The following is a 22,039-nucleotide window of genomic DNA, read 5'->3' on the forward strand; positions in this document are numbered from 1 at the left end:
TCGCTCGGGACAGGGGTACCTAGGGAGTCGGGCCCCTAACGTACCATGTCAGAAAGCGTTCGCACCATAAATCTCTGTGCCCTGGGGGATCCCAGAAGTCCGCGCACGTGGTCGGGTACTCCCGCCCACATCACTCGCGAGCTGCAGGAGGCGAACCGGCTCCAACAGGCCTTTGACGTCGAACCGGGGCGGTTGGAAAAAGCCCTGCTCGCCGGCCTCTCGGCGCCCCTTTTTGGCCGTTACGATTTTCAGCGCCACCCGCTCAGACGCCTCCGGGCCGCCGCGCGATGCGCTCGCGCGACCGCCGCTTCAGGAAGCAGTCACACCATCCACATGGGGTCGCTGACCCTCCCGTTCCGCCGGGCGCCGCAAGGTCAGCATCACTACCTGTTTTGCGATGCGACCTGGAATCTCTGGAAGGCGGGTGCCACAGACATGGCTCACTTCCATCCCCGCCTGGTTGAAAGCGCCGAGCGGCTTGAACGTCAGGCCTATGAGCAGGCCGCGCACGTTTTCCCCATCGCCGAGTACGTGCGCGAAGACCTGATCAACCACTACGGACTGGCACCGGAGAAGGTAACCGCGGTCGGCACAGGGCTTGGTCTGGTGAAGCCCTTTCACGGAGAGAAGGACGGCACCCGAAAGCGGATCCTGTTCACGGCGAAGGGCCGGTTTTTTGATAAGGGAGGGCCGCTCGCGGTTCAGGCGTTTCGGTTGGCACGCGAACAGGATCCAGAGCTCGAACTGACCCTGGTAGGGTGCGAGGATGGCCTCCAACTTCCGCCTACGCAGGGGATGACGACCCTTGGCTTCGTGCCGTTCGAGGAGCTGCAGCGCCTGTTCGAGACCCATCACCTTTTTCTGCTTCCCGCCACAAATGAGCCGTGGGGTCTCGTGTATCTCGAGGCCATGGCCTGCGGCATGCCCATCGTGGGACTAAACCGAAACAGCTTTCCCGAGTTGAGCGGTGGAGGCCGGTTCGGCTGGGCCCCTCCGGCAGAGACCCCGGAGGCGTTGGCCCAGACCCTGCTGCATGCCTTTGCCGATCGTGCTCGCCTGTACCAGATGGGCAGGCGCGCCCGAACACGATGCCTGCGGGAGTACACCTGGGGCGGCACCGTTCGCACCATGATCGACGTGATTGACAGTCAATGAGATTCATCGCCATTACCAGCATCTTCCCGCCGACTGAAGCGGTGAGACTCTTCGCAGGCAGGGACTCACACGCGCTTATCGTAGCCGGCGACCGCAAGAGCCCGGACACCTGGGAGTGCGCCGGGGCGGAGTTTCTCGATGTGCAGACGCAGCTCGACAGCGGCTTCCGGCTGGCCTCGCTACTGCCATTCAATCACTATTGCCGCAAGCTCATCGCCTACCTGACGGCCGTGCGGCGCGGAGCCACTGAAATCGTGGACACCGACGACGACAACCTTCCGTATGACGACTGGTCGTTTCCGGCATTTGACGCTGCCTACCCGACCATCGGCGCTCAGGGGTACGTCAACGTGTATCGGCGCTACACCACGGCGCCCATCTGGCCGCGCGGTTTCCCGCTGTCCCTGATCACGGAGTCGCTCCAGACTCCGCCGGAAACCTCTGCCGAGAGCCCCTGCAATGTGGGCATCTGGCAGGGGCTCGCGGATGAGGATCCAGACGTGGATGCCGTATACCGACTCACGGACGACACTCCGGTGACCTTTGCCAAAGCCGGTCCCGTCGTGCTGGAATCCGGCGCCATGTGCCCGTTCAATTCCCAGAACACGGCATTCCGTCCGGAGGCCTTTCCTCTCCTGTACCTTCCCTCGACGGTGACCTTCCGTTTCACGGACATCTTGCGGGGCATCGTGGCGCAGCCCATCCTTTGGGCCGCCGGTCTGCAACTCGGATTCCTGGACGCCACCGTGCGCCAGGTCAGAAATCCGCACGACTACATGGCGGACTTCCGCTCCGAAGTGCCCATGTATCTGCACGGTGAGCAGGCCTTCGATATTGCGCGGTCCACAGCAAGCAGTTCCTTCTCGGTCGCCGACAACCTGCACCGGGTATACGAAGCGTTGCATACGGCGGACATCGTGCAGACCGAGGAGATCACCCGCCTCGAAGCGTGGCTCGGCGATCTCACCGGATAGTGCCGGGGATTGCGGTTGTCGCCGTGCTGGCGGCCGCTGCTTCCTTCTTCAACCCCGAGCCCCCCGCCCGGTTTGTGGCGCTGGGCGGCGATGGGGGCATCTACCTGGAATGGGAGGCCAGCCCGACACCTCGGGTCGAGAGTTACCGGATTTTCCGGAGACGTGACGGGGATTCGCTCTACTTCCCCGTCATTCGTGTCCCGGAGGTTCAGAAGTCCTACTTCGACACCAGCGCGGTGGGCGGTGTGTCCTACTGGTACCGCATCCGGTCCATCGACTTTTTCGCGAGGGCCGGACCTTTCTCGGACAGCGTGTCCGCGCGCTTTCTGGACACGCTGCCGCCCGGGCCACCGGACTCCCTGCAGACCGAAGGCAGCGAACGCGGCCTGTTTCTCCGCTGGGTGGGCCCCGAAGATCGGGATGTAAACGGCTACGAGGTGTTCAGGGGGCAAGCGGGCGATCCCTTGCGTGCCCATCTCGAGAGTTCGGAACCCCAGATACTGGACTCCCTGGCCGCCATCGGCGTTGAGTATCGGTATGCGGTGCGTACGGTCGACTTCTCAGGAAACCGGAGCCTGTTCTCCGACACGGTGCAGGCGGTGCTACCGGATCTTGTGGCGCCGGGCAAGCCCCGCGGTTTTGAGGCGATCGACGAGCCTTCAGGCATCCGCCTTGCCTGGCAGGCGTCGGAGGCTGCCGACCACGCCGGCTATTTGCTGGATCGTGACACGCGGCCGGATCAGGCTACCCCGCTGGCGCAGCTGGGACCCGTCACTGTCTATTTGGACACCACCGCTGCCGAGCGGGTGTTCTACATCTACCGGTTGACTCCCTTCGATGCCTCGGGCAATCTCGGAGAACCAGCCTTCGCGCAGGCACAACGTGCAGACCGGACCGCCCCGTCCACCCCTTCCGTCACCGTTGCGAACGCCGAAGGCGCACGGGTGCGTCTCACGTGGCAACCGGCCAGTGCGCCGGATCTGGAGCGCTACCTGGTCGTCGCCCGCTCGCTCGCCACAGGCGTCAGCGATACCACGGCCATCCCGCCCCCCCTGCACGTGTTTGAGGAAGCCGTCGAGCCCGGCGATGCCCGAACCTATCAGGTCGCCGCCGGTGATTCGACCGGCAACTCCTCGCCGTTTTCGGAGCCGGTGCTCGGCATCGCGCGTGCCGACTGGGCCCGGGTCCGTCTGCTTGGCGCCGGCTCCACGCCGGGGCTGCGCGCACTGCCCGGCACCGGTACCGAGCTGCCGGGCTCGCTAGCCGAGGATCCCCTGTCAGGTGAGCCCGTGGGCACGTCCTCGCCTGCCGAGGCCTTCTGGTATTCGGGCGATGGACTCCGTGCCGACTCTGCCGCACAGGTGCCGCTGGACGGACTGTTTTTCAGGCACCCGGTCACGGCCGGCTGGAACTACGTCGGCAATCCGTTCGATATCACCGTGGACTGGCTGCGCGTCCTGGAGGCGTCCGGAACGGCCGGCTCGCTCCTCGCTTATCGGGACGGTATCTGGCAACCGGTTCGAAGGCTCGTGCCCGGCGAGGGCTATGCCTGGTACAATGGCGAGGGAACGTCCGAACTTCTGATTCCGCACCTTTCCGGACCTGTGCCCGGAGTTCGATCGTCGAGTAGCGTGGTGGTCCTGGAAGCCGGACACACGACCGCCGAGATGCACCTGGACGCGACCCCCTGGGCGGACGCCTTGGCGCCGCTGCCACCCAATCCGTGGCAGCCGGAGCAACTGGCCGTACGACCTGTCGGATGGTCCGACTGGGTCTCCAGGATCGCCGTTGGTGCGTGGCCAGGGTTTGAGGTGCGCCTGCCGGTAGACGCGGAGCGCCTGTTCGTGCGAGGAGTGCCGCCTGGCATGGTCGCACTGGTCACGCCTGGATCCGGCCTTGAGTGGGCTGTTCCCGAGGCCGGCCTGGCAGTGCCGCCGGGCGGCGGATCGATGCTGCTGAGACTGGCACCTGACGTGGTGGGAGCGCCGAGGCCCATTCTGCTGCCTCCGTACCCGAATCCGGCCAGCAGCCGCTTGAGCGTCGACTTCGGCCTGTCCGTGCCGGGACCGATAAGCCTTGAACTGATAGACACGCTGGGGCGCACGGTTCGCACGCTCGAAAGGGGCACGTTTGGTGCGGGCATGCACACGGTGGTGCATCGGCCGAATCTGCCTGGGGGGACCTACCTGCTTCGACTGCGAGCGGAGGGGGTTACGCTTTCCCGGACGGTGGTGATCATTCGTTAGGTGTTGCACCTCAGCGATCACCCGCGCCGGTAAATCACGTCCGCCTGCAGCGCCTCGCCTGTCTCCGGCACTACCTGCCCGATGCCCACATCAAACGAAACGGGCCGGTACCCGCGCTCCACGAGCCACGCGTGCACCTCGTCAAACAGCGGCTGGCCGCCGTAGAGCTCCACGAAAGACAACTCCAGCTCCAGGAGCGGGAGCCGATCCAGCTTCGCTTCCGCACCGCGCAGCACGTCCAGCTCGGTGCCCTGGGTATCGACCTTCAGGAGACCCGGACCGTCGGGCAGCGCCAACTCGGGCCACATCGCGTCCAACCGCCGTACTACCACCTCTTCCCCCCCCTGGTAGCCCGCGCCCGGAGCCAGGGCTTCGTGGGCGTCCGCCATGTCCAGCAGCGAGCTGGAGTACGAGTTGGCAGCGACGTTCAGGGTGGCCGTCCCGTTTTCCAGTCCCAGTCCGCACCGGTGTGCCTGCCAGAGCCCATCGCCCGAGATGGTGCCTTCAAGCATGCCGAACGCGGCGGATGCCGGCTCGAACGAGTGGATGGCACCCTGGTAACCCTGATCCCGGAGGATGAGGCCGTACTCGCCTCGGTTGGCTCCCACGTCCAGCACGAAGCGTACACCGGTCGAATCCATGAGCCGCTGGCGACGCAGCCGCGCGTCATCCTCAACGCCGTATCGGATCATGTCGTACCCGAATCGGCGCAGCAGTCCCCGGACCAATCGTTTCATGCGTGCTGGTAGCTCATTGGAGACGGCGAGAATAGGGCGATGGCCTCCGAGGGGCAATTCAGAGGCCCGCGCGGGCTGTCCGCAATTCGCTCTTACTTCGCGAGCCGACCGGGACGCACCGATATCTTTGAGGTTTGAGGGTCCCTGCGTACCAATCCACCCTATCTCTGGAAGCCCTTCCAATGATTCTGGTAACCGGCGCCGCTGGACAACTGGGCAACGACCTGGTCGGGGCCCTGGTGGCCCGCCACGGCAAATCCGCGGTCCTCGCCACCGACCTCCGGTGCTGCGACCAACTGGCGCAGACCGGCGCGGACACGGCAGCCCTCGACGTCACCGATGCACAGGCGGTCGCCTCCTTCATGGAGGAAGGTCGATTCGATCAGATCTATCACCTGGCCGGCATCCTGTCCGCCCGCGGCGAAAAGCAGCCGGATCTCTGCTGGAACGTCAATGTGAACGGCCTCAAGAACGTGCTGGATGCCGTGCGCGGCACCAAGACCCGTGTCTTCTGGCCGTCGTCGATCGCCGTGTTCGGGCCTGACACCCCCAAACACCGCACGCCGCAGGTCACGATCAAGAACCCGACCACCATGTACGGCGCGGCCAAGGCAGCAGGCGAGCTGCTGTGCGATTACGCGGCGCGCAAGTTCGGAGTGGATGTGCGATCGGTGCGCTATCCGGGCATCATCAGCTATGGTGCACCTCCCGGTGGCGGCACGACCGACTTTGCCGTGGACATGTTCGTGCAGGCCGTTCGACACGGCCAATACACCTGCTTCGTGCGCGGTTCTACCCGACTGCCCATGATGTACGGCCCGGATGCCGTCAAGGCCGCCCTGGACCTGATGCACGCGTCGCCGGCGTCGATTTCGGTGCGCACCAGCTACAATCTGACGGCGTTCAGCTTTTCCGCGGCGGAGCTCGCGGAAGCCATCGAGAGCCGAGTGCCCGGGTTCGTCTGTGACTATGAGCCGGATTTCCGCCAGGCCATTGCCGACACCTGGCCACAGGTGATAGACGACTCCCGCGCCAGGCAGGACTGGGGCTGGCACCCCGACTATGACATCACCGCCATGGTGGACGACATGCTCAGCCACCTGGTAGACCCCGCGACGTCCCATGTTTGACACCGCCGCCGATCAGATCCGCGCAATCCTGGACGACATCCGGGAATCCGGTCTCTACAAGGAAGAGCGCGTCATCACCTCCGACCAGGCTGCCGAGATCGAAGTCTCTGGCGGTCAGGAAGTGATCAACTTCTGCGCCAACAACTACCTCGGACTGTCCAATCACCCCGAGTTGATCAAGGCGGCTCAGCGCGGCCTGGAGCACTACGGATTCGGCCTCTCCAGTGTGCGGTTCATCTGTGGCACGCAGACCATCCACAAGGAACTCGAAGCGCGCGTCGCCGAGTTCCTCGGCACCGAGGATACCATCCTCTATGCGGCCTGCTTCGACGCCAACGGCGGGCTCTTCGAAACGCTGCTGGACAAGGAATGCGCGGTCATATCGGACCAGCTGAACCACGCCTCGATCATTGACGGCGTGCGTCTCTCCAAGGCTGCCCGGTATCGCTACAACAACGGAGACATGAACCACCTTGAGCAGTGCCTCAAGGAGGCTTCCGGGGCCAAACGCACATTGATCACGACCGACGGGGTCTTCTCCATGGACGGGTCGATCGCCAAACTGGACGAGATCTGCGATCTGGCTGACCGCTACGGGGCCATGGTTCACTTCGACGACTGTCACGCCACCGGATTCTTCGGCCCCACAGGTAGGGGCACGCATGAGTACTGCGGTGTGATGGATCGCGTAGACATCATCACCTCCACGCTCGGCAAGGCCCTCGGCGGGGCGATGGGCGGATTTACATCCGGTCGCAAGGAAGTGATTGAACTGCTGCGGCAGCGTTCCCGCCCGTACCTGTTCTCCAATTCGCTGGCGCCGTCCATTACGTATACCAGCATCAAGGTGCTGGACATGCTGAGTGAAACCACGGCGCTGCGTGACCGGCTGGAGAGCAACACGACGCGCTTCCGGGAGTCCATGACCTCGGCCGGCTTCGACATCAAGCCGGGCGTGCACCCAATCGTTCCGATCATGCTCTACGATGCCCGACTGGCCCAGAACATGGCCGCTGATCTGCTTGACGAGGGCATCTACGTGATCGGATTCAGTTACCCGGTGGTGCCCAAGGGCCAGGCCCGCATTCGTGTCCAGATTTCCGCGGCCCACACGGAGGCTCATCTGGATCGCGCGGTGGATGCATTCACACGGATCGGCCGCAAGCACGGTGTGGTCAGCTAGGCTCGCTCCCGCCCTGCTGGCAGTCACCCTTGCCGGCTGTGCCTCGTCCTGGGAAATCCGGGACCGACCGATTCCGTTTACCGATGAGCGCATCGCCCTGACGGAAGCCTATGCGGAGGCGCGCTATGGCATGCAGGGGCACCGCATCACGCCTCGCATCATTGTGCTGCACTGGACGGCGATCCCGACCCTGGAGGATTCCTACGCGGCCTTTGTGCCGGAGACACTGCCAGGCGCGCGCGGTGATATCGCCTCCGCCGGCGCAGTAAACGTCTCGGTCCCGTTTCTTGTCGACCGGGACGGCACCACCTTTCGTCTTATGCCCGAGACCTGGATGGGCCGCCATGTCATCGGCCTGAACCACGCGGCGATTGGCGTCGAGAATGTGGGGGGCGATGACGGGCGCGACGACATGACCGATGACCAGATCCGGGCCAACGTGCGCCTCGTGGAGTACCTGGTCGAGAAGTATGCGACCATCGAATACCTCATCGGGCACCACGAATACCGCCTGTTCGAGCAACACCCGCTGTGGTTGGAGCGGGATCCCGGTTACCGCACGGAGAAGACCGACCCCGGCGACCGGTTCATGGCGGAGGTCCGGCGACGTGTGCGTGCGTTGCAACTCAAGGGTCCGGAGGAGATTCGCGCCGAATCGGAGCGCATGCCGGACTGAGGTGACTCAGGCTGATTCCTTCTCGGTATCCCAGCCCGGGAAGACGAGTACCGCAGGATGCACCTTGAGTGCGCGAGCCAGGGTCTTGGCGCGCTCCACTCCCAGGTTGATGCGGCCGTTTTCAATCGCCGAGATGGACGATTGGGGGATTCCGGTGAGATCGGCCAGCTGGGCCTGGGTCAGCTCCTGAAGCTCGCGCATGATGCGCACGGACTGGCCTGGAGAAACCTCAATCCGGGATCTGGCCGGCCTGAAGTCTGCGGGGTCAAACTTATCTAATGCGGTAGTCATGGGCCGTGACCTCGGTAAGCATGGAGCCTGCCTATCAATTCTGCGATGCTCTGTGATACTCCATATACGTAATATAGTATATACCTTGCTTAGTATAACGGGACTGACTCCACCCCATAGAGGCCGCCACCCGCTGCACCTGTAACACATTTCGATAACCGCCCGGATCACGCCGCCTGCGCTCGCCGTAGCTTGGCGCCATGTCCAAGACCCCCTCCCGCCTGGCTCTTTGGCTGACGCTCGGCGTCATCGCCAACAGCGCGTACCTCTTTCTGGTCGACGCGGCAAGCCTGTTCTACATCGGAAACGTGGTCGGCCACCTCGTACTGGGGGTCGGAGCGGCCGTCGTCTGGCTGTTTGCCGGCAAGGGCTGGCCGGCGCGCCTCACGGCCGTGGGTGCGGTGTTCACCATCGTCAGCGGCGTACTGCTGGCCAAGATGGGGAATCTGATCCCCAACAGGCCGATTCTGTGGACGCACATCGGGTTCGCCACGGCTGCGTCCGCAGCTGCACTCTGGTGGCTGTCCAGCGCCCTGCCGAAGCAGCGTCGACTGGTTCTCGGAATGGCGGCGGCGACGGTGGCGGCGCTCCTGATCGTGCCGCAGCTCCCGTCGCCCACGCAGGATGTCATCACTAACCCGCTGCTCCCCCCGGCCACGATGGCTGGAGAGGCGATGGGCGGCGAGGACGGCCCTTTCTTCCCGAGCGCGGTCAAGACCGTCAGCGGTGACCTGATTCCGCCGGAATTTTTCCTCGAAAGCCAGACCTGTGGTCGCGTCGGATGTCACCAGGATGCCACGGCCCAGTGGAACGGCTCTGCCCACCATTTCTCGAGCTTCAACAACCAGTGGTACCGCAAGTCCATCGAGTACATGCAGGACGTGGCCGGTCTTCAGCGCCCCCAGTGGTGCGCCGGGTGCCATGACCACGCGCTGCTGTTCAGCGGGCAGATGGCGCAGCCGGTAGAGGACTTCGTGGACACGCCTGCCGCCCAGGCCGGCCTGGCGTGTGTGTCGTGCCATGCCATCAAGGAGGTCGGCTCGACCATGGGCAACGGCGACTTCACGCTGGAATTCCCGCCACTGCATGACCTCGCAACCAGCGACAACCCGGTGCTGCGCACGGTGCACGACATCCTGCTTGAACTGGACCCTGCGCCGCATCGCGAGACATTCCTGCGCCCCTTCATGCGGGAGCAGCCCTCCGAGTTCTGTTCTTCATGCCACAAGGTGCATCTGGACGAGCCCGTCAACGACTACCGGTGGCTGCGTGGATTCAACACGTATGACAACTGGCAGGCTTCCGGCGTCTCCGGTATGGGAGCGCGGTCGTTCTACGAACCGCCCGAGCCCAAGAACTGTGTTACCTGTCACATGCCGGCGGTCCCGTCTGACGAACCGGCCAGCAAGGGCGGCTACCTGAAGGCGCACCACTTCCCTGCCGCCAATACCGCCGTGCCCACGGCGAACGGTGATTCGACCCAGCTGGCCGCCACGGAGGCTTTCCTGAAGGCGGATCAGATCCGCATCGAGGTTTTCGCAGCGGGAGAGCCCGCTGAGGTCGTGCGTGAACAATCGGCCCCGGATGCCATGGGCCAGCAGGCCACGACATTCGCCGTAGGCATGGAAGCGGGCGATATGGCTGCGGGGCTCACGGCCGCCGCGCGCGCTGTGAGAGCGCCCCTCAGGGACGGTGCGGCCGTGCTGCAACGTGGCCGCGAGGTGCGACTCGACGTTGTGGTGCGCACGATGGGCCTTGGTCACTTCTTCCCTTCCGGAACGGTGGACGCCCAGGAAGCCTGGATCGAACTCAAGGCCGAGACTCCGGACGGGCGTGTGCTTCTCTGGAGCGGCGGTCGCGATGAAGCCGGCCGGGTGGATCCGTCGGCGCACTACTACCGCAACTGGATGGTGGACGCCCGCGGCAACCACCTGGACAAGCGCAACGCCTTCGCCTCCCGCGCCGTGGTGTATGTCAACCTGATCCCGCCCGGCGCGGCTGATGTCGCACACTATCGCCTGTTCGTTCCGGACGATGTGACCGGGGAGGTCCAGGTGAGTGCACAACTCCACTACCGCAAGTTCACCTGGCAGTACACGCATTTCTCCTTCCGCGGCGAGACCAACGACGATGCCGACAAGGCCGTGGGCTACGATGACCGCATCTGGACGCTTGCGGACCAGGTGCTGGACGTGACGGGCGACGTGGAGGAAGTACCGGACCCACCCATCGTCACGATGGCCCGGGACGAAGTCACGCTGCGCATCGCAGACGAACTCGAACAGCCGGTCTCAACCTCCGAAGACCGCGGGTGGTGGAACGACTACGGTATCGCCCTCCTGCGACAGGGCGACCTCAAGAGTGCCGAGCAGGCCTTCCGGCGTGTGGTCGAGCTGGACCCCGGCTACGCGGACGGCTGGGTCAACCTGGCGCGCGTGTATGTGGCCGAAGGTGATCTGGAACCGGCCGCCGAGGTGCTCGCCGAGGCACTTGCAGTGCGTCCCGAGTTCCACAAGGCCCTCTACTTCCGCGGCCTGTACTGGAAAGCCCTGGGCGAATACCAAAACGCCCGCGCGGACCTCACAAGCGTCGCCGAACGCTTCCCCAAGGATCGCGTGGTGCAGAACCAGTTGGGGCGGGTCAACTACCTGGACTCCGAACTCGAGCAGGCCGTTGAGGCGTTTGAACGCGTGCTGCGCATCGACCCGGAGGACCTGATGGCGCACTATAACCTGATGCTGGTGTACCGGGCCCTCGGCAATGCAGAGCGCGCCGAGCAACACGAGATTCGGTACCTGCGCTTCAAGGATGACGAGGCTTCTCAGAGCATCGCCCGTGCTGCAAGGGCCGAAAACGCCTACATCAACAACGAGGCGCAACCGATCCACGATCACGGGTCGGCGCCGACGGGCTTCGGCGGCGGGCGGTAGGCTCCGGCGTTACAGAATCCCGCTCCTCGGGTCATGGGAACAGAACCGCTTCGCTTTCCTTGCATCCATAACGGATGCAAAACGGATGCGCCATGGCGACCATCACCCTGAAGAACGTGCCGGACGACCTCCACAACAAGCTCAAGGCGCAGGCAGAGCGCAATAGGCGCAGCCTGAATCAGGAGGCGATCGAGATTTTGAGCGATGGGCTGGCAGACACCATTCCCTCGCCGGCGCTCGATCCCGAGGCCTTCCTGGCGCATGTCAAGAAAACCCACGACTCCATGGAGGCTCGAGGCATCTGCCTGACGAATCAGGAGGTTCTCGACGCGATCAACTTCGGACGCGAATGATTGTCGCAGACACCAATCTGGTCGTGCACTTCTTTGTCCGCTCCGGTCGGACGGAGGGGGCCGATGGCGTGTTTAGCCGCGACCCGGTGTGGTGTGCTCCCTCAATCTGGAAAAGCGAGTTCCGCAACACGTTGCTCCAACTGATCAAGCACCGACGGCTCAGCGTGCCCGAGGCTGCGGCGGCCTGGGCCAACGCCACGCTTTTTGTCCGCACGGCCGAAATGGATCCTCCGGTGGAGCAGGTCCTGGATGTGGGCCTGCGGCGAGGGTTGTCGGCTTACGATGCGGAGTTTGTAGTCACGGCCCAGCGCCTTGGGCTGCAGTTGATCACCACTGACCGCGGGATTCTGTCAACCTGCCGCGAAACGGCCATCTCTCCGGAAGACTTCTGCCGGCGGAGCTAGCTACCAGCCTCCAGTCGGCCTGCAGCCACGTCTGCCCAGCGCTGCACCGCCCCGTCAGGCCGGCGCACCACGACCGAATCGGCCGTTTGCGCATCATCCAGACCGAACACGGGATCCAGCTGATTCTGCGCCAGATAGCTGCCCCCACTGCGCACAAAGCGTAGCTGGCGACGGCCCTCCGTCCAGACTTCCACGACCGAGCCGACGCCGACGCCGGAGACCGTCAGACTGGCCCCGGATCGGGAATCGTTGCGCAAGAGGTGCACCGCGCCATCGTTCTCGGTTACGAGAAGGTCGGGATCACCGTCGTTGTCGTAGTCGCCCCAGGCCACCGCTCGGGCCAGCCATCCACCCTCCACCTCGAATCCGAGATCCTCGAACGTGCCGTCGCCGCGATTCCGGAAGATCTGCGGGCTCTGCCGGAAGCGCACGTTTTCCTTCACCGTCTCGATGTGCGGCTGCACGTGGCCGTTACCCGCGAACAGATCCAGGTCTCCGTCCAGGTCCAGGTCTGCCAGCGCCAGACCGAACGTCAGCGTCAGGAGCGACGGCTGACCGATGCGCGATGCCGCGGCGCGATCCAGGAACACGTCATTCCCCATGTGGCGGTAGACGCCGATCATCTCGGAGGAGAAGTTGCCGACGAATACCGTTTCCTCTCCGGTGTCGTCTACCACACCCGCTTCGACCCCCATGCCCGCGCGGGCCCGTCCGCGCTCGTCAAACGCGATGCCAGAGATAACCCCGATCTCCCTGAACGTGCCGTCTCCCTGATTGAGGTAGAGTTCGTCGGGCTCGGTGTCGTTGGCCAGCATGAGGTCCTGATGTCCGTCCCGGTTGTAGTCAAGAACGAGGGCACCGAGCGTCTTGCCGGTGGCCCCCGCAAATCCGGCGGCCTCGGTGCGATCCTCAAACGTGCCATCGCCCGCATTCCGATAGAAGCGGCCTGAGACGCCCGGGTACAGTTCCGGCGTGCAGTAGCCCTTGTTCTGCCCGTCCTGGCTGCAGTAGATGTCGGTTTCCGGTGTCCAGGCGACGTAACGAGCCACATAGAGGTCCAGGTGGCCGTCCCCGTCGGCATCGAGGAACGCGGCAGCCGAACTCCAGGCCTCTTCCCCTGGCATTCCGGATGATGCCGTGACGTCGACCAGCACGCCTTCGTCATTGCGCAGCAGGGCGTCCCGGCCGAGAGAGGTGTAAATCAGGTCCGCGTCCCCGTCACCGTCGATGTCGCCGGCGGCGATTCCCATGCCGTATCCGGCCAGCCCGGACGGCTCCCAGTCCTGCTGGCGAGCAAACGTGCCGTCGCCCGCATTGCGAAACACCCGAAGCGGCGCCTCGGAGACGCCGACCCACGGCGCGCCGGCAACCAGCACGACATCCAGGTGGCCGTCCTGGTCCAGGTCCACAAAACCGCCGCCGGCCCCCATCGTCTCGGGAAACCACATGTCTCCCTCCGCCCCATTGACATGGCGGAAGGCCCCAAGACCGGCCTCCACGGAGACGTTTGTCAAACGGATCTCATAGGCATCCGGCACACTCACGGGATCGGGGGATGAGCAAGCGGCCAGGAAAAGCGCGAAAACGAGGGGAATCAGACGCATTTTGCGTGGAGTTTGGCGCACAAACGGCGACGACGCGCGGTGGTGCCCGACCCCCACCCTACCTTCTCCAACCCTTTACAGAGCCCCTCTCCCGTGATCCTCATTCTCGAGCCTGACGTCGACACACAGTCCGGCGAATATCGGCGACTGATCGACTTCCTGGACGGCATGAAGCCGGATATCCGGCATCGCATGCATCATGAGCAGGGGTCTGAGCAGCGGCTGACCGAGGTGTATCTGATCGGAAACACGGCCGCGTTGAGCACGGACAGCATGAGTACGCTGCCGTGCGTGGAGCGGGTGGTGCGGGTATCGGAATCGTACCGGGTTCTCGGCCGGCACAAGCACGACGAACGACCGACACACTTCGACTATCAGGGCCTGCGGTTCGGGCAGGACACCCTGCATGTGTTCGCCGGGCTTTGCGCGGTGGATACGCGGGAGCATGTGGAGTTCATGATGCGCGCGCTGCGGGACAACGGCCAGAAGTGCACGCGCATGGGTGCGTACAAACCGCGCACGAACCCGTATTCGTTCCAGGGGCACGGGGCGGACTGTCTGCCGTGGGTGTTCGAACTGGCTGGCAAGTACGACATCCGCGTGATTGCGATGGAGGTGACGCACGAGGCGCACGTGGACGAGATCGATGCGGCGCTCGAGGCCGCCGGGCGTCCTACGGGTGTCATCCTTCAGATCGGCACCCGGAACACGCAAAACTTTGAACTGCTGAAGCGGGTCGGACACCAGACCCGGTATCCGGTGCTGTTCAAGCGCGGGTTCGGCATCACGCTGGACGAGAGCCTCAATGCGGCCGAGTACCTGGCCTCAGCCGGCAATCGACATGTGATCTTCTGCCTGCGGGGCATGAAAACGAACCTCGGCGACCCGCACCGCAACTTTGTGGACTTCAGTCATGTGCCGGTAGTGCGGGCTCTGACCCGCATGCCCGTCTGCATTGATCCGAGCCATTCGGTGGGAGGCAGGAGGGTCGATCCGGACGGCATTCTGGATGTCATGCATGTGACGGCGCAGGGGGTGATCGCCGGCGCCAACATGGTGCTCGCGGATTTCCATCCTGTCCCCAGCAAGGCGCTGGTGGACGGTCCGCAGGCTCTGCGCATGAACGAGCTCGAGCACTTCCTGGGGGACATCCAGATTGCCCGCGAAGCGTTCCTCAAACGGCAGGAGCTGGCCCGCGCACGGGCGGACTAGACGGCAGGACCTGGCCCGCGCACAGGCGGACTAGACGGCAGGCGCCGCGTCAAACACAGCCGCGACCAGCTCCCGCGCCTCATCCTGAATGCGGGTCAGGTGCGCTTCGTCCCTGAAGCTCTCCGCATAGATCTTGTAGATGTCCTCCGTGCCGGACGGACGCGCAGCGAACCAGCCGTTGGCCGTGACCACCTTGAGCCCGCCGATGGGGGCCCCGTTGCCGGGTGCGTGGGTCAGTGTCGCGGTGATCGGATCGCCAGCCAGAGAGTCGGCCTGCACATCCTCAGCAGACATGGCTTTGAGTACGGCTTTCTGCGCGCGGTCCGCCGGCGCATCAACCCGGGCATAGACCGGATTGCCGAAGCGGGCGATGAGCTCCCGATAATGATCGGAAGGATCCTTGCCTGTGACCGCCGTGATTTCCGCAGCCAGGAGATCCATAATGATCCCGTCCTTGTCGGTGGACCATGTGGTTCCGTCCCGGCGCAGGAACGACGCGCCGGCGCTTTCTTCGCCGCCGAATCCCATGGTACCGTTCAGCAGGCCATCGACGAACCATTTGAATCCCACCGGCACCTCGCAAAGTGTTCGTCCTAGGTCTTCCGCCACCCGATCAATCATGGCGCTGCTGACCAGGGTCTTTCCGATGGCCGCCCCTGCAGGCCACTGGGGCCGGTTGGCGAACAGGTACCGAATGGCCACCGCCAGGTAGTGGTTGGGGTTCATGAGGCCTGTCGGCGTCACGATCCCGTGCCGGTCAAAGTCCGGGTCATTGCCGAACGCGATGTCAAAGTCGCCGGCCAGTTCGATCAGCCCGGCCATGGCGTGCGGGCTCGAGCAGTCCATGCGGATCTTGCCGTCGTGATCCAGCCGCATGAAGCTGAACGTGGGATCCACGGTCGGATTCACCACCTCAAGATTCAGCCCATACCGTTCCGCAATCGGGGCCCAGTAGCCCACGCCTGCGCCGCCCAGCGGATCGACGCCAATGCGAAGGTCTGCGCGAGCGATCGCGTCCATGTCGACAACCCGGTCGAGGGCTTCCACATACGGAGTCACGAAGTCCCACTCGGTCACGAACTCGCCGGCCATGGCCTGGGCAACGGTAACTCGCCGCACCTCCCGATTCCCTCCGGCCATGATCTGGTTGGCGCGATCCTGGATAATGGTCGTGGTATCGGTGTCCGCGGGCCCGCCGGTGGGCGGATTGTACTTGTAGCCCCCATCGCCCGGAGGATTGTGAGACGGGGTGATGATCACGCCGTCAGCCTCCGCACGCCCCGCGGCACGGTTGTGCTCAAGGATCGCAAAGGAGACCACCGGAGTCGGCGTGTAGCCGGCCTGAGAGGCAATACGGATGTGCACACCGTTTGCGGCGAAGACTTCGATCGCGGTTGCCTGGGCGGCCTCGGAAAGGGCGTGCGTGTCCATGCCCAGATACAGCGGGCCCTTGATTCCAGCCTGCCGCCTGAACTCCACAATGGCCTGACTCGTGGCCAGGATGTGGGCCTCGTTGAAGGTGCCGTTCAGACTCGTTCCCCGGTGTCCGCTGGTACCGAAGCTGACGCGCTGGCCCACATCATCCGTATTAGGCTTGACGGTGTAGTAGCTCGAGACGAGTTGCGGGATGCGGTCGAGGCGCTCGGGAGGAACTGGCCTTCCGGCGAGTGGGTGCAGCGGCATGGAAGCAGCGGTTGTCTTTACCGGAATCTAAATCCGACACCCCCGTCCCCGGATGAAGACTGCGTCCACGAACGCTAGATTGCCGATTGACAATCCAGGCATGACATGAAGGTTCTCGGTATCGATGTAGGTGGCTCCGGCGTGAAAGGCGCCATCGTGGACGTGAAGGACGGCACCCTGCAAACCGAGCGACATCGCATCCCCACCCCCAAGCCCGCTACGCCGGAGGCCGTGGCGGCCACCGTTCGCAAGGTGGCCAGACATTTCAAATGGAAAGGCCCCATAGGATGCACCCTGCCTGCGCGTATCCAGAAGGGAGTCGCCAAGACGGCGGCCAACATCCATGAGAGCTGGATCAATACACCCGTCAAGTCACTGCTCCAGGAGGCTACCCAGTGTCCGGTGGCGGTGCTCAACGACGCCGATGCGGCCGGCGTCGCCTCCATGGAATTCGGTGCCGGGAGAGGCCGCAAGGACCTTGTGATCATGCTGACCGTCGGCACCGGCATCGGCTCGGCCATGTTCCACCGGGGCCGCCTCATTCCTGGCTCGGAACTGGGACATCTCCCGCTGCACGGAGACAGCGCGGAGGTCTATGCCGCCGACTCCGCACGCAAACGGGATGCCCTGTCGTGGGCCGACTGGGCGGCTCGCTTCCAGGAATACCTGGACCTGGTCGAATTCCTGCTGGCTCCAGACCTGATTATCCTCGGCGGAGGCGTCAGTAGGCCCGGCAAGGTGAAGGAATTCCGGCACCTGCTGAACACCAGAGCGGAGTTCGTGCCGGCGGTTCTTGAGAACGAGGCCGGCATGATTGGCGCGGCCGTCATCGCCCGGAAGAAGGCTCGAAAGCGGAAGTAGCGAGCGCCGTTACTGCCTGACCGTGACCCGGTCCGGCACAATGAACGCGCCGTCAAAGGACGCCGCCACCATCGCGAGCAACTCTTCAGCCGCCTCGCGGGTGGTCAAATCCCCGATGCGGATGCGGTAGTACGGCTGACGGAACAGGCGGTAGACGTTCATCTCCTCAGGCAGCAGACTGCCCGGTGCCAGGGTCGGCGCCCTGCGCTCCCACCAGTTCCGGACCCGCGCCTCCATGCGTTGCGCTTCTGACGGATCCAGCGTAGCCATCACCTGCACGCGATAGCCCGAGACCTCGCGCTCCACGCCGGCATCGGCGCGGTTCTGCATGAGACTCTCTGGCACGTCATGCTGCACTTCCGTGTCGATGGCGACCGGTCGATCCCGATACTGCTCGATATCGAAGGTCTCATAGTCGGCGTGTACTACCGGGCCGGGGTCGTCAGGAAGATCCACCGTCTCTACGACGGCCGCGGAGCCGCCGCATCCCGCCAATACCAAAGCAATCAGGAGTAGCGGTATGCGCATCAGTAGCTCCCCGTGCCGGTCTGACCCTTGACAATGGCGACCGATGCGCTCGCGCCGATCCTTGTCGCACCGCGTGCGATCATGCGCTCGGCATCTTCTTTGGAGCGCACGCCGCCCGACGCCTTGACGCCCATGCGCGGTCCGACCGCGCGGCGCATCAGGGCGATGTCGTTCTCGGTAGCTCCGCCCTTGGCGAAGCCGGTGGACGTCTTCACGAAGTCCGCCCCCGCATTCTGCGACAGCACGCAGGCGATCACTTTCTCGCGGTCATTGAGAAGGGCCGTTTCCAGAATCACCTTCACAATCACGCCCTGTGCGGTACTGCGAGCCGCGTTGACCACCGACCGGATGTCGGCCTCCACATAATCGTACCGGCCGCTGCGCATCATGCCCACGTTGATCACCATGTCGATCTCGGTGGCTCCGTCCCGAATGGCCTGCTGCGTTTCCGCAGCCTTGGTTGTGCTCTGGGTCATCCCGTGGGGAAACCCGACCACCGTGCAGGTGGCGATGGGCGTGCCACGCAGGACGTCGGCAGCCAGCGGTACGTAACACGGACTTACGCACACGGACGCAAAACAATATCGCCTCGCCTCCTCACACAGCCCGCGGATGTCGGCCTCGGTAGTCTCCGGTTTCAAGGCGGTGTGGTCAATCATGCGGGCCAGCGGCGGCGCAAGATCGCAGGCCGAAAACCCGGCGTCTTCCGGACGGTCAGCGCGTACCCCGAACCTGCTCGCTCCGGCGTGTACCAGATTGTCCAGATCCCTGTCAGGCGTCGCACCCGCCAGGCGGGTCGGCGCGGCAGATGCAGCCTGGTCGGAGCCGTCTCCACTGCTCGGCACCACGGGACCCCGCATCTGCTGGGTCAACCGTGCAATGAGGTCGTTGCGTTCGTGTTCGGTCAAGGGCTGCGGGTTTGGTGACGGAGAAGATACGCCGTCGATTCTGATTCGAATTAGGACTCGGGTTGAATCAGTGCAGGCCGGCGGGTGGAGCGTCGCCGCAATGGTATCTTTGGCCCATGAAACGCGCTGCATCCGTTCTTGTCCCCCTGATCCTGGTCCTGTCCGGCTGCGCGTCAGAGCCCTCCTCCCCCGGTCCGATGATCACCGACGATCTCGGGCGTTCCATTCCGCAGATCGACCGTGCCGAGCGAGTCGTATCTCTGGCGCCCGGTGCCACGGAGCTCGCGTTTGCCGCCGGAATGGGCTCTCAGCTGGTAGCCGTCACGACCGCCGACAACTACCCACCGGCCGTGCAGGGCCTGGAGCGCATCTCGGCACTGCCGCTGAACCACGAGGCCATTGTTGCTCTCGAGCCCGACCTGATCCTGGCATCCGATCAGATCAACGATCCCCGGGAGGCGGAAGCCCTGGCGGAGGTGGGAATCCCGACCTACTTCGTTTCGGTGGGGTCGCTTCCGGACGTGTCGCGCGTCGTGCGTGCCCTCGGCGTGCTTTTTGGCGATGAAGTGGCTGCCGGGCAGTACGCGGACTCCCTGGAGGCGACCTTGCAGGCGCTGGACACGTCGAGGCGGGGGGACGCAGATCGCCCCAGCGTCATTTTCCTGATCGGAGACGACACGCTTTTTTCCTTCGGGCCGGAGAGCTATGTCCATGACATGATCCTGGTCGCGGGCGGAAGAAGTCTTACGGCCGAAATGTCTACCGAGGCGCCGGTGCTGTCCGAGGAATTCGTGCTGGCTGCCCAGCCGGAGGTCCTGTTGACTGCGTTTGATCCGGATCCCGCGCGCCTCGTGGAACTGCACCCGGGCTGGGAGGCCATCCCGGCCATTCGTGATGGACGCGTATTCCGCATCGAGCCGGACCTGGTCCTGCGAGATGGCCCGCGACTGATTGCAGGCACCCTCGCCATGCGCAGAGCGCTGACCGCGGGCTCGTGAACCGGATTCTCGTTGCAGTCGGCCTGGGCGTGCTGACACCGGTGACCCTCATCGCCGGCGTCGCAATCGGCAGCGTGGATGTCAGTGCGGGCGATGCGCTCTCCGTCTTCCTCAGCCGGCTCGGCACGGGTGCAGAGGCCAGTCCGACCGCGGATGCCATCGTATGGGACCTCCGCCTCCCCCGGGTGCTCATGGCGATGATCGTCGGAGGCAGCCTGGCCGTCGTAGGTGTTGCCATGCAGGCCCTGGTGCGAAATCCGCTAGCCGAACCCTACATCCTGGGCCTCTCCAGCGGTTCAGCTGCCGGCGCCGCTACCTACTATCTGGGGTACCTGCCTGCATTTGCGATGGGCATGCTCTCGATGCCTGTCGCGGCGTTTCTTGGAGGTCTGCTCACCATTACCCTGGTCTACGGCGTGGCCCGCACGGATCAGGGCCTGTCGGTAACCCGGCTGCTGCTGGCCGGCGTGGCCATGTCGGCCCTCATGGCTGCCATCACCTCTTTTGTGATGCTGACGTCCCCCGAGCCCAACCGCATGCGGGCCGTGCTTTATTGGCTCATGGGGTCCCTCAGCGCGACGCGCTGGAGTATGCTGGCCACCCCGGCTCTCGTAGCCGTGCTTGGCTCCGTGGTGCTTGCCGGCCTCTCCCGCCCGCTGGATGCCCTGCTCATGGGAGAAGAGCCCGCACGGGCGCTGGGCGTACCGGTTGAGCGCATGAAGCACCTTCTTATTGTTCTCGCGGCACTGATGACCGGGGTCATGGTCGCCTACTCTGGTGCGATTGGTTTCGTCGGCTTGATTGTGCCCCACGCCGTGCGCAGTGTGGTCGGGGTGAGTCACCGGGTGGTCATTCCTGTCAGTCTCGTTTCCGGAGCCCTGTTTCTCGTCTGGGCGGATCTGGCGGCCCGAAGTGTGCTATCCGGACAGGACCTGCCGGTGGGCATTGCCACGGCCATTGCCGGTGTGCCCTTCTTTCTGATGTTGTTGCGCCGGCACCGGTATCCGTTCGGGTAGGGCCGCCGCCTGCCGCCGCAATGGTCCCTTTGGCGCATTCACAGATTCATCGGGCAACCGCCCCTGATCGTCTGCGTTGCAACTTTCAATTCAGACTGAAAACCAGCCTGCCATCTCCCATACGCTGACCACACAGCCCGAGGAAGGCCGGAAGGCGGTCACGTTTTCCAGCTCGGCCGTACCGTCGATCGCGGAAATCCAGCAGCCGGTCCGTGCCGATCTCGACGCGTTCCGCACCTTCTTCCGCGACGCGATGCGCACCCGCGTGCGCCTGCTGGATCTGGTGATCCGGTATGTGCTCCGCCGCAAGGGCAAGCAGTTACGTCCGCTTCTGGTGCTGCTTTCGGCGAGGGCCACAGGTTCGGTCACCGAGACCACTTACCGGGGAGCCGCCCTGGTTGAACTCCTGCACACGGCCACGCTCGTCCACGACGACGTGGTTGATGACTCGGAGCGGCGGCGTGGCCAATGGTCCGTCAATGTGTTGTGGAAGAACAAGGTGGGCGTGCTGCTGGGAGATTATCTTCTGAGCCGGGGCCTGCTTCTCGCCCTGGACGCCAAAGACTACGACCTGCTGCACACGGTATCGGATGCGGTGCGGCGCATGAGCGAAGGCGAACTACTTCAGCTGGAGAAAGCCCGGCGTCTGGACATAGACGAGGACACCTATTTCCGCATCATTTCTGACAAGACGGCCTCACTGCTTTCCGCCTGTACCACCTGCGGGGCTGTGAGCGTTACGGAGGACGCGGACCTCATCGACCGAATGCGACGATTCGGGGAGCAGCTGGGCCTCGCGTTCCAGATTCGGGATGACCTGTTTGACTTTGGCGTGGCGGACGTAGGCAAACCCCTGGGCATCGATCTCAAGGAGAAAAAGATGACCTTGCCGCTCATCCACGCTCTCGGCAAGGCGTCTGCAGGCGAGCGGCGACGCATCATGCGCATCGTGCGGAAGTCGCGCAAGACGGACCAGGACGTACGCAGGGTGGCGGATTGGGTGCAGCAGCAGGGCGGCCTCGAGTACGCAAGAGACCGCATGTTCGGCTTTGCCCGGGAAGCGCTGGCACTTCTGGAGCCCCTGCCCGATTCTCCGGCCCGCGCTTCGCTTCAGAAGCTGGTAGCCTTTACCGTCCTCCGATCCCACTGA

General features: G+C 64.3%; 20 protein-coding genes. 14 read left to right on the plus strand and 6 right to left on the minus strand.

What is annotated here, in order from left to right:
• Positions 1–45 precede the first annotated feature (45 nt).
• From JJ896_10480 to JJ896_10490, 3 genes are read left to right on the plus strand one after another with little or no spacing between them, the layout of a single operon-like run.
• Positions 46–1,155, plus strand: a complete 1,110-nt coding sequence (locus JJ896_10480) for a glycosyltransferase family 4 protein (GenBank protein ID MBO6780067.1) — start codon at positions 46–48, stop codon at positions 1,153–1,155.
• On the plus strand, positions 1,152–2,129 hold the full coding sequence (locus tag JJ896_10485; protein ID MBO6780068.1) for a DUF288 domain-containing protein: 978 nt from the start codon (positions 1,152–1,154) through the stop codon (positions 2,127–2,129). The genes JJ896_10480 and JJ896_10485 overlap by 4 nt, the downstream gene beginning before the upstream one ends.
• Complete coding sequence (locus JJ896_10490) at positions 2,105–4,375, plus strand: T9SS type A sorting domain-containing protein (GenBank protein MBO6780069.1); 2,271 nt, start codon at positions 2,105–2,107, stop codon at positions 4,373–4,375. Before JJ896_10485 ends, JJ896_10490 begins: the two co-directional genes overlap by 25 nt.
• Before the next feature lie 17 nt (positions 4,376–4,392).
• Here JJ896_10490 and JJ896_10495 read toward each other — a convergent pair whose 3' ends face one another.
• Positions 4,393–5,112: an FkbM family methyltransferase gene (locus JJ896_10495; GenBank protein ID MBO6780070.1), complete on the minus strand. Its 720-nt coding sequence runs from the start codon at positions 5,110–5,112 to the stop codon at positions 4,393–4,395.
• A gap of 182 nt (positions 5,113–5,294) precedes the next feature.
• Between JJ896_10495 and JJ896_10500 the strand changes: the two genes are divergently transcribed.
• Genes JJ896_10500 through JJ896_10510 form a run of 3 tightly spaced genes read left to right on the plus strand, consistent with a single transcriptional unit; the run spans position 5,295 to position 8,101 of the window.
• A complete protein-coding gene (locus JJ896_10500; protein ID MBO6780071.1) occupies positions 5,295–6,242 on the plus strand; it encodes an NAD-dependent epimerase/dehydratase family protein in 948 nt (315 codons plus the stop codon).
• Positions 6,235–7,425, plus strand: a complete 1,191-nt coding sequence (gene kbl / locus JJ896_10505; protein ID MBO6780072.1) for a glycine C-acetyltransferase — start codon at positions 6,235–6,237, stop codon at positions 7,423–7,425. Before JJ896_10500 ends, kbl begins: the two co-directional genes overlap by 8 nt.
• Entirely contained in the window at positions 7,412–8,101 is a 690-nt protein-coding gene (locus tag JJ896_10510; protein ID MBO6780073.1) for an N-acetylmuramoyl-L-alanine amidase, read from the plus strand. Before kbl ends, JJ896_10510 begins: the two co-directional genes overlap by 14 nt.
• 6 nt (positions 8,102–8,107) lie before the next feature.
• On the opposite strand, the gene JJ896_10515 is transcribed toward JJ896_10510, so the two are convergent.
• Entirely contained in the window at positions 8,108–8,392 is a 285-nt protein-coding gene (locus JJ896_10515; protein MBO6780074.1) for a helix-turn-helix transcriptional regulator, read from the minus strand.
• A 200-nt stretch (positions 8,393–8,592) separates the two neighbouring features.
• On the opposite strand from JJ896_10515, the gene JJ896_10520 reads away from it, so the two are divergent.
• The 3 genes from JJ896_10520 to JJ896_10530 all read left to right on the plus strand — a co-directional run bounded on the left by JJ896_10520 (position 8,593) and on the right by JJ896_10530 (position 12,079).
• Entirely contained in the window at positions 8,593–11,322 is a 2,730-nt protein-coding gene (locus JJ896_10520) for a tetratricopeptide repeat protein (GenBank protein ID MBO6780075.1), read from the plus strand.
• Positions 11,323–11,414: 92 nt separating this feature from the next.
• Positions 11,415–11,675 (plus strand): Arc family DNA-binding protein, encoded by a 261-nt coding sequence (locus tag JJ896_10525; GenBank protein ID MBO6780076.1) that lies wholly within the window; start codon positions 11,415–11,417, stop codon positions 11,673–11,675.
• Complete coding sequence (locus tag JJ896_10530) at positions 11,672–12,079, plus strand: type II toxin-antitoxin system VapC family toxin (GenBank protein MBO6780077.1); 408 nt, start codon at positions 11,672–11,674, stop codon at positions 12,077–12,079. The genes JJ896_10525 and JJ896_10530 overlap by 4 nt, the downstream gene beginning before the upstream one ends.
• Here the strand turns inward: JJ896_10530 and JJ896_10535 are convergent.
• On the minus strand, positions 12,076–13,683 hold the full coding sequence (locus JJ896_10535) for a CRTAC1 family protein (protein ID MBO6780078.1): 1,608 nt from the start codon (positions 13,681–13,683) through the stop codon (positions 12,076–12,078). The genes JJ896_10530 and JJ896_10535 overlap by 4 nt on opposite strands.
• A gap of 93 nt (positions 13,684–13,776) precedes the next feature.
• On the opposite strand from JJ896_10535, the gene JJ896_10540 reads away from it, so the two are divergent.
• Positions 13,777–14,895 (plus strand): hypothetical protein, encoded by a 1,119-nt coding sequence (locus JJ896_10540; GenBank protein ID MBO6780079.1) that lies wholly within the window; start codon positions 13,777–13,779, stop codon positions 14,893–14,895.
• Positions 14,896–14,925: 30 nt separating this feature from the next.
• Here the strand turns inward: JJ896_10540 and JJ896_10545 are convergent, their stop codons facing one another.
• Positions 14,926–16,578 (minus strand): alpha-D-glucose phosphate-specific phosphoglucomutase, encoded by a 1,653-nt coding sequence (locus JJ896_10545; protein MBO6780080.1) that lies wholly within the window; start codon positions 16,576–16,578, stop codon positions 14,926–14,928.
• A 105-nt stretch (positions 16,579–16,683) separates the two neighbouring features.
• On the opposite strand from JJ896_10545, the gene JJ896_10550 reads away from it, so the two are divergent.
• Entirely contained in the window at positions 16,684–17,439 is a 756-nt protein-coding gene (locus tag JJ896_10550) for an ROK family protein (protein ID MBO6780081.1), read from the plus strand.
• Positions 17,440–17,448: 9 nt separating this feature from the next.
• Here the strand turns inward: JJ896_10550 and JJ896_10555 are convergent, their stop codons facing one another.
• Together JJ896_10555 and deoC are read right to left on the minus strand one after the other, a co-directional pair.
• A complete protein-coding gene (locus JJ896_10555) occupies positions 17,449–17,967 on the minus strand; it encodes an SPOR domain-containing protein (GenBank protein ID MBO6780082.1) in 519 nt (172 codons plus the stop codon).
• The gene (deoC, locus tag JJ896_10560) at positions 17,967–18,626 is read right to left on the minus strand and encodes a deoxyribose-phosphate aldolase (GenBank protein MBO6780083.1); all 660 of its coding nucleotides are present in this window, start codon (positions 18,624–18,626) and stop codon (positions 17,967–17,969) included. The genes JJ896_10555 and deoC overlap by 1 nt, the downstream gene beginning before the upstream one ends.
• Before the next feature lie 365 nt (positions 18,627–18,991).
• Here deoC and JJ896_10565 point away from each other — a divergent pair, with 365 nt between their 5' ends.
• The 3 genes from JJ896_10565 (at position 18,992) to JJ896_10575 (ending at position 22,039) form a co-directional block, all read left to right on the plus strand.
• Positions 18,992–19,873, plus strand: coding sequence for an ABC transporter substrate-binding protein (locus tag JJ896_10565; GenBank protein MBO6780084.1), 882 nt, complete (start codon positions 18,992–18,994; stop codon positions 19,871–19,873).
• Entirely contained in the window at positions 19,870–20,889 is a 1,020-nt protein-coding gene (locus JJ896_10570) for an iron ABC transporter permease (GenBank protein ID MBO6780085.1), read from the plus strand. Before JJ896_10565 ends, JJ896_10570 begins: the two co-directional genes overlap by 4 nt.
• A 76-nt stretch (positions 20,890–20,965) precedes the next feature.
• Positions 20,966–22,039, plus strand: a complete 1,074-nt coding sequence (locus JJ896_10575; protein ID MBO6780086.1) for a polyprenyl synthetase family protein — start codon at positions 20,966–20,968, stop codon at positions 22,037–22,039.

The organism is Rhodothermales bacterium (assembly GCA_017643395.1).
Classification (GTDB): domain Bacteria; phylum Bacteroidota; class Rhodothermia; order Rhodothermales; family UBA10348; genus JABDJZ01.

Excerpts from the sequence above, each read along its gene's own strand:
- JJ896_10480 (MBO6780067.1), top strand. The coding sequence starts at position 46 with ATGTCAGAAAGCGTTCGCACCATAAATCTCTGTGCCCTGGGGGATCCC.
- JJ896_10485 (MBO6780068.1), top strand. The coding sequence starts at position 1,152 with ATGAGATTCATCGCCATTACCAGCATCTTCCCGCCGACTGAAGCGGTG.
- JJ896_10495 (MBO6780070.1), bottom strand. The coding sequence starts at position 5,112 with ATGAAACGATTGGTCCGGGGACTGCTGCGCCGATTCGGGTACGACATG.
- JJ896_10500 (MBO6780071.1), top strand. The coding sequence starts at position 5,295 with ATGATTCTGGTAACCGGCGCCGCTGGACAACTGGGCAACGACCTGGTC.
- kbl (MBO6780072.1), top strand. The coding sequence starts at position 6,235 with ATGTTTGACACCGCCGCCGATCAGATCCGCGCAATCCTGGACGACATC.
- JJ896_10515 (MBO6780074.1), bottom strand. The coding sequence starts at position 8,392 with ATGACTACCGCATTAGATAAGTTTGACCCCGCAGACTTCAGGCCGGCC.
- JJ896_10520 (MBO6780075.1), top strand. The coding sequence starts at position 8,593 with ATGTCCAAGACCCCCTCCCGCCTGGCTCTTTGGCTGACGCTCGGCGTC.
- JJ896_10525 (MBO6780076.1), top strand. The coding sequence starts at position 11,415 with ATGGCGACCATCACCCTGAAGAACGTGCCGGACGACCTCCACAACAAG.
- JJ896_10530 (MBO6780077.1), top strand. The coding sequence starts at position 11,672 with ATGATTGTCGCAGACACCAATCTGGTCGTGCACTTCTTTGTCCGCTCC.
- JJ896_10535 (MBO6780078.1), bottom strand. The coding sequence starts at position 13,683 with ATGCGTCTGATTCCCCTCGTTTTCGCGCTTTTCCTGGCCGCTTGCTCA.
- JJ896_10545 (MBO6780080.1), bottom strand. The coding sequence starts at position 16,578 with ATGCCGCTGCACCCACTCGCCGGAAGGCCAGTTCCTCCCGAGCGCCTC.
- JJ896_10550 (MBO6780081.1), top strand. The coding sequence starts at position 16,684 with ATGAAGGTTCTCGGTATCGATGTAGGTGGCTCCGGCGTGAAAGGCGCC.
- JJ896_10555 (MBO6780082.1), bottom strand. The coding sequence starts at position 17,967 with ATGCGCATACCGCTACTCCTGATTGCTTTGGTATTGGCGGGATGCGGC.
- deoC (MBO6780083.1), bottom strand. The coding sequence starts at position 18,626 with ATGATTGACCACACCGCCTTGAAACCGGAGACTACCGAGGCCGACATC.
- JJ896_10565 (MBO6780084.1), top strand. The coding sequence starts at position 18,992 with ATGAAACGCGCTGCATCCGTTCTTGTCCCCCTGATCCTGGTCCTGTCC.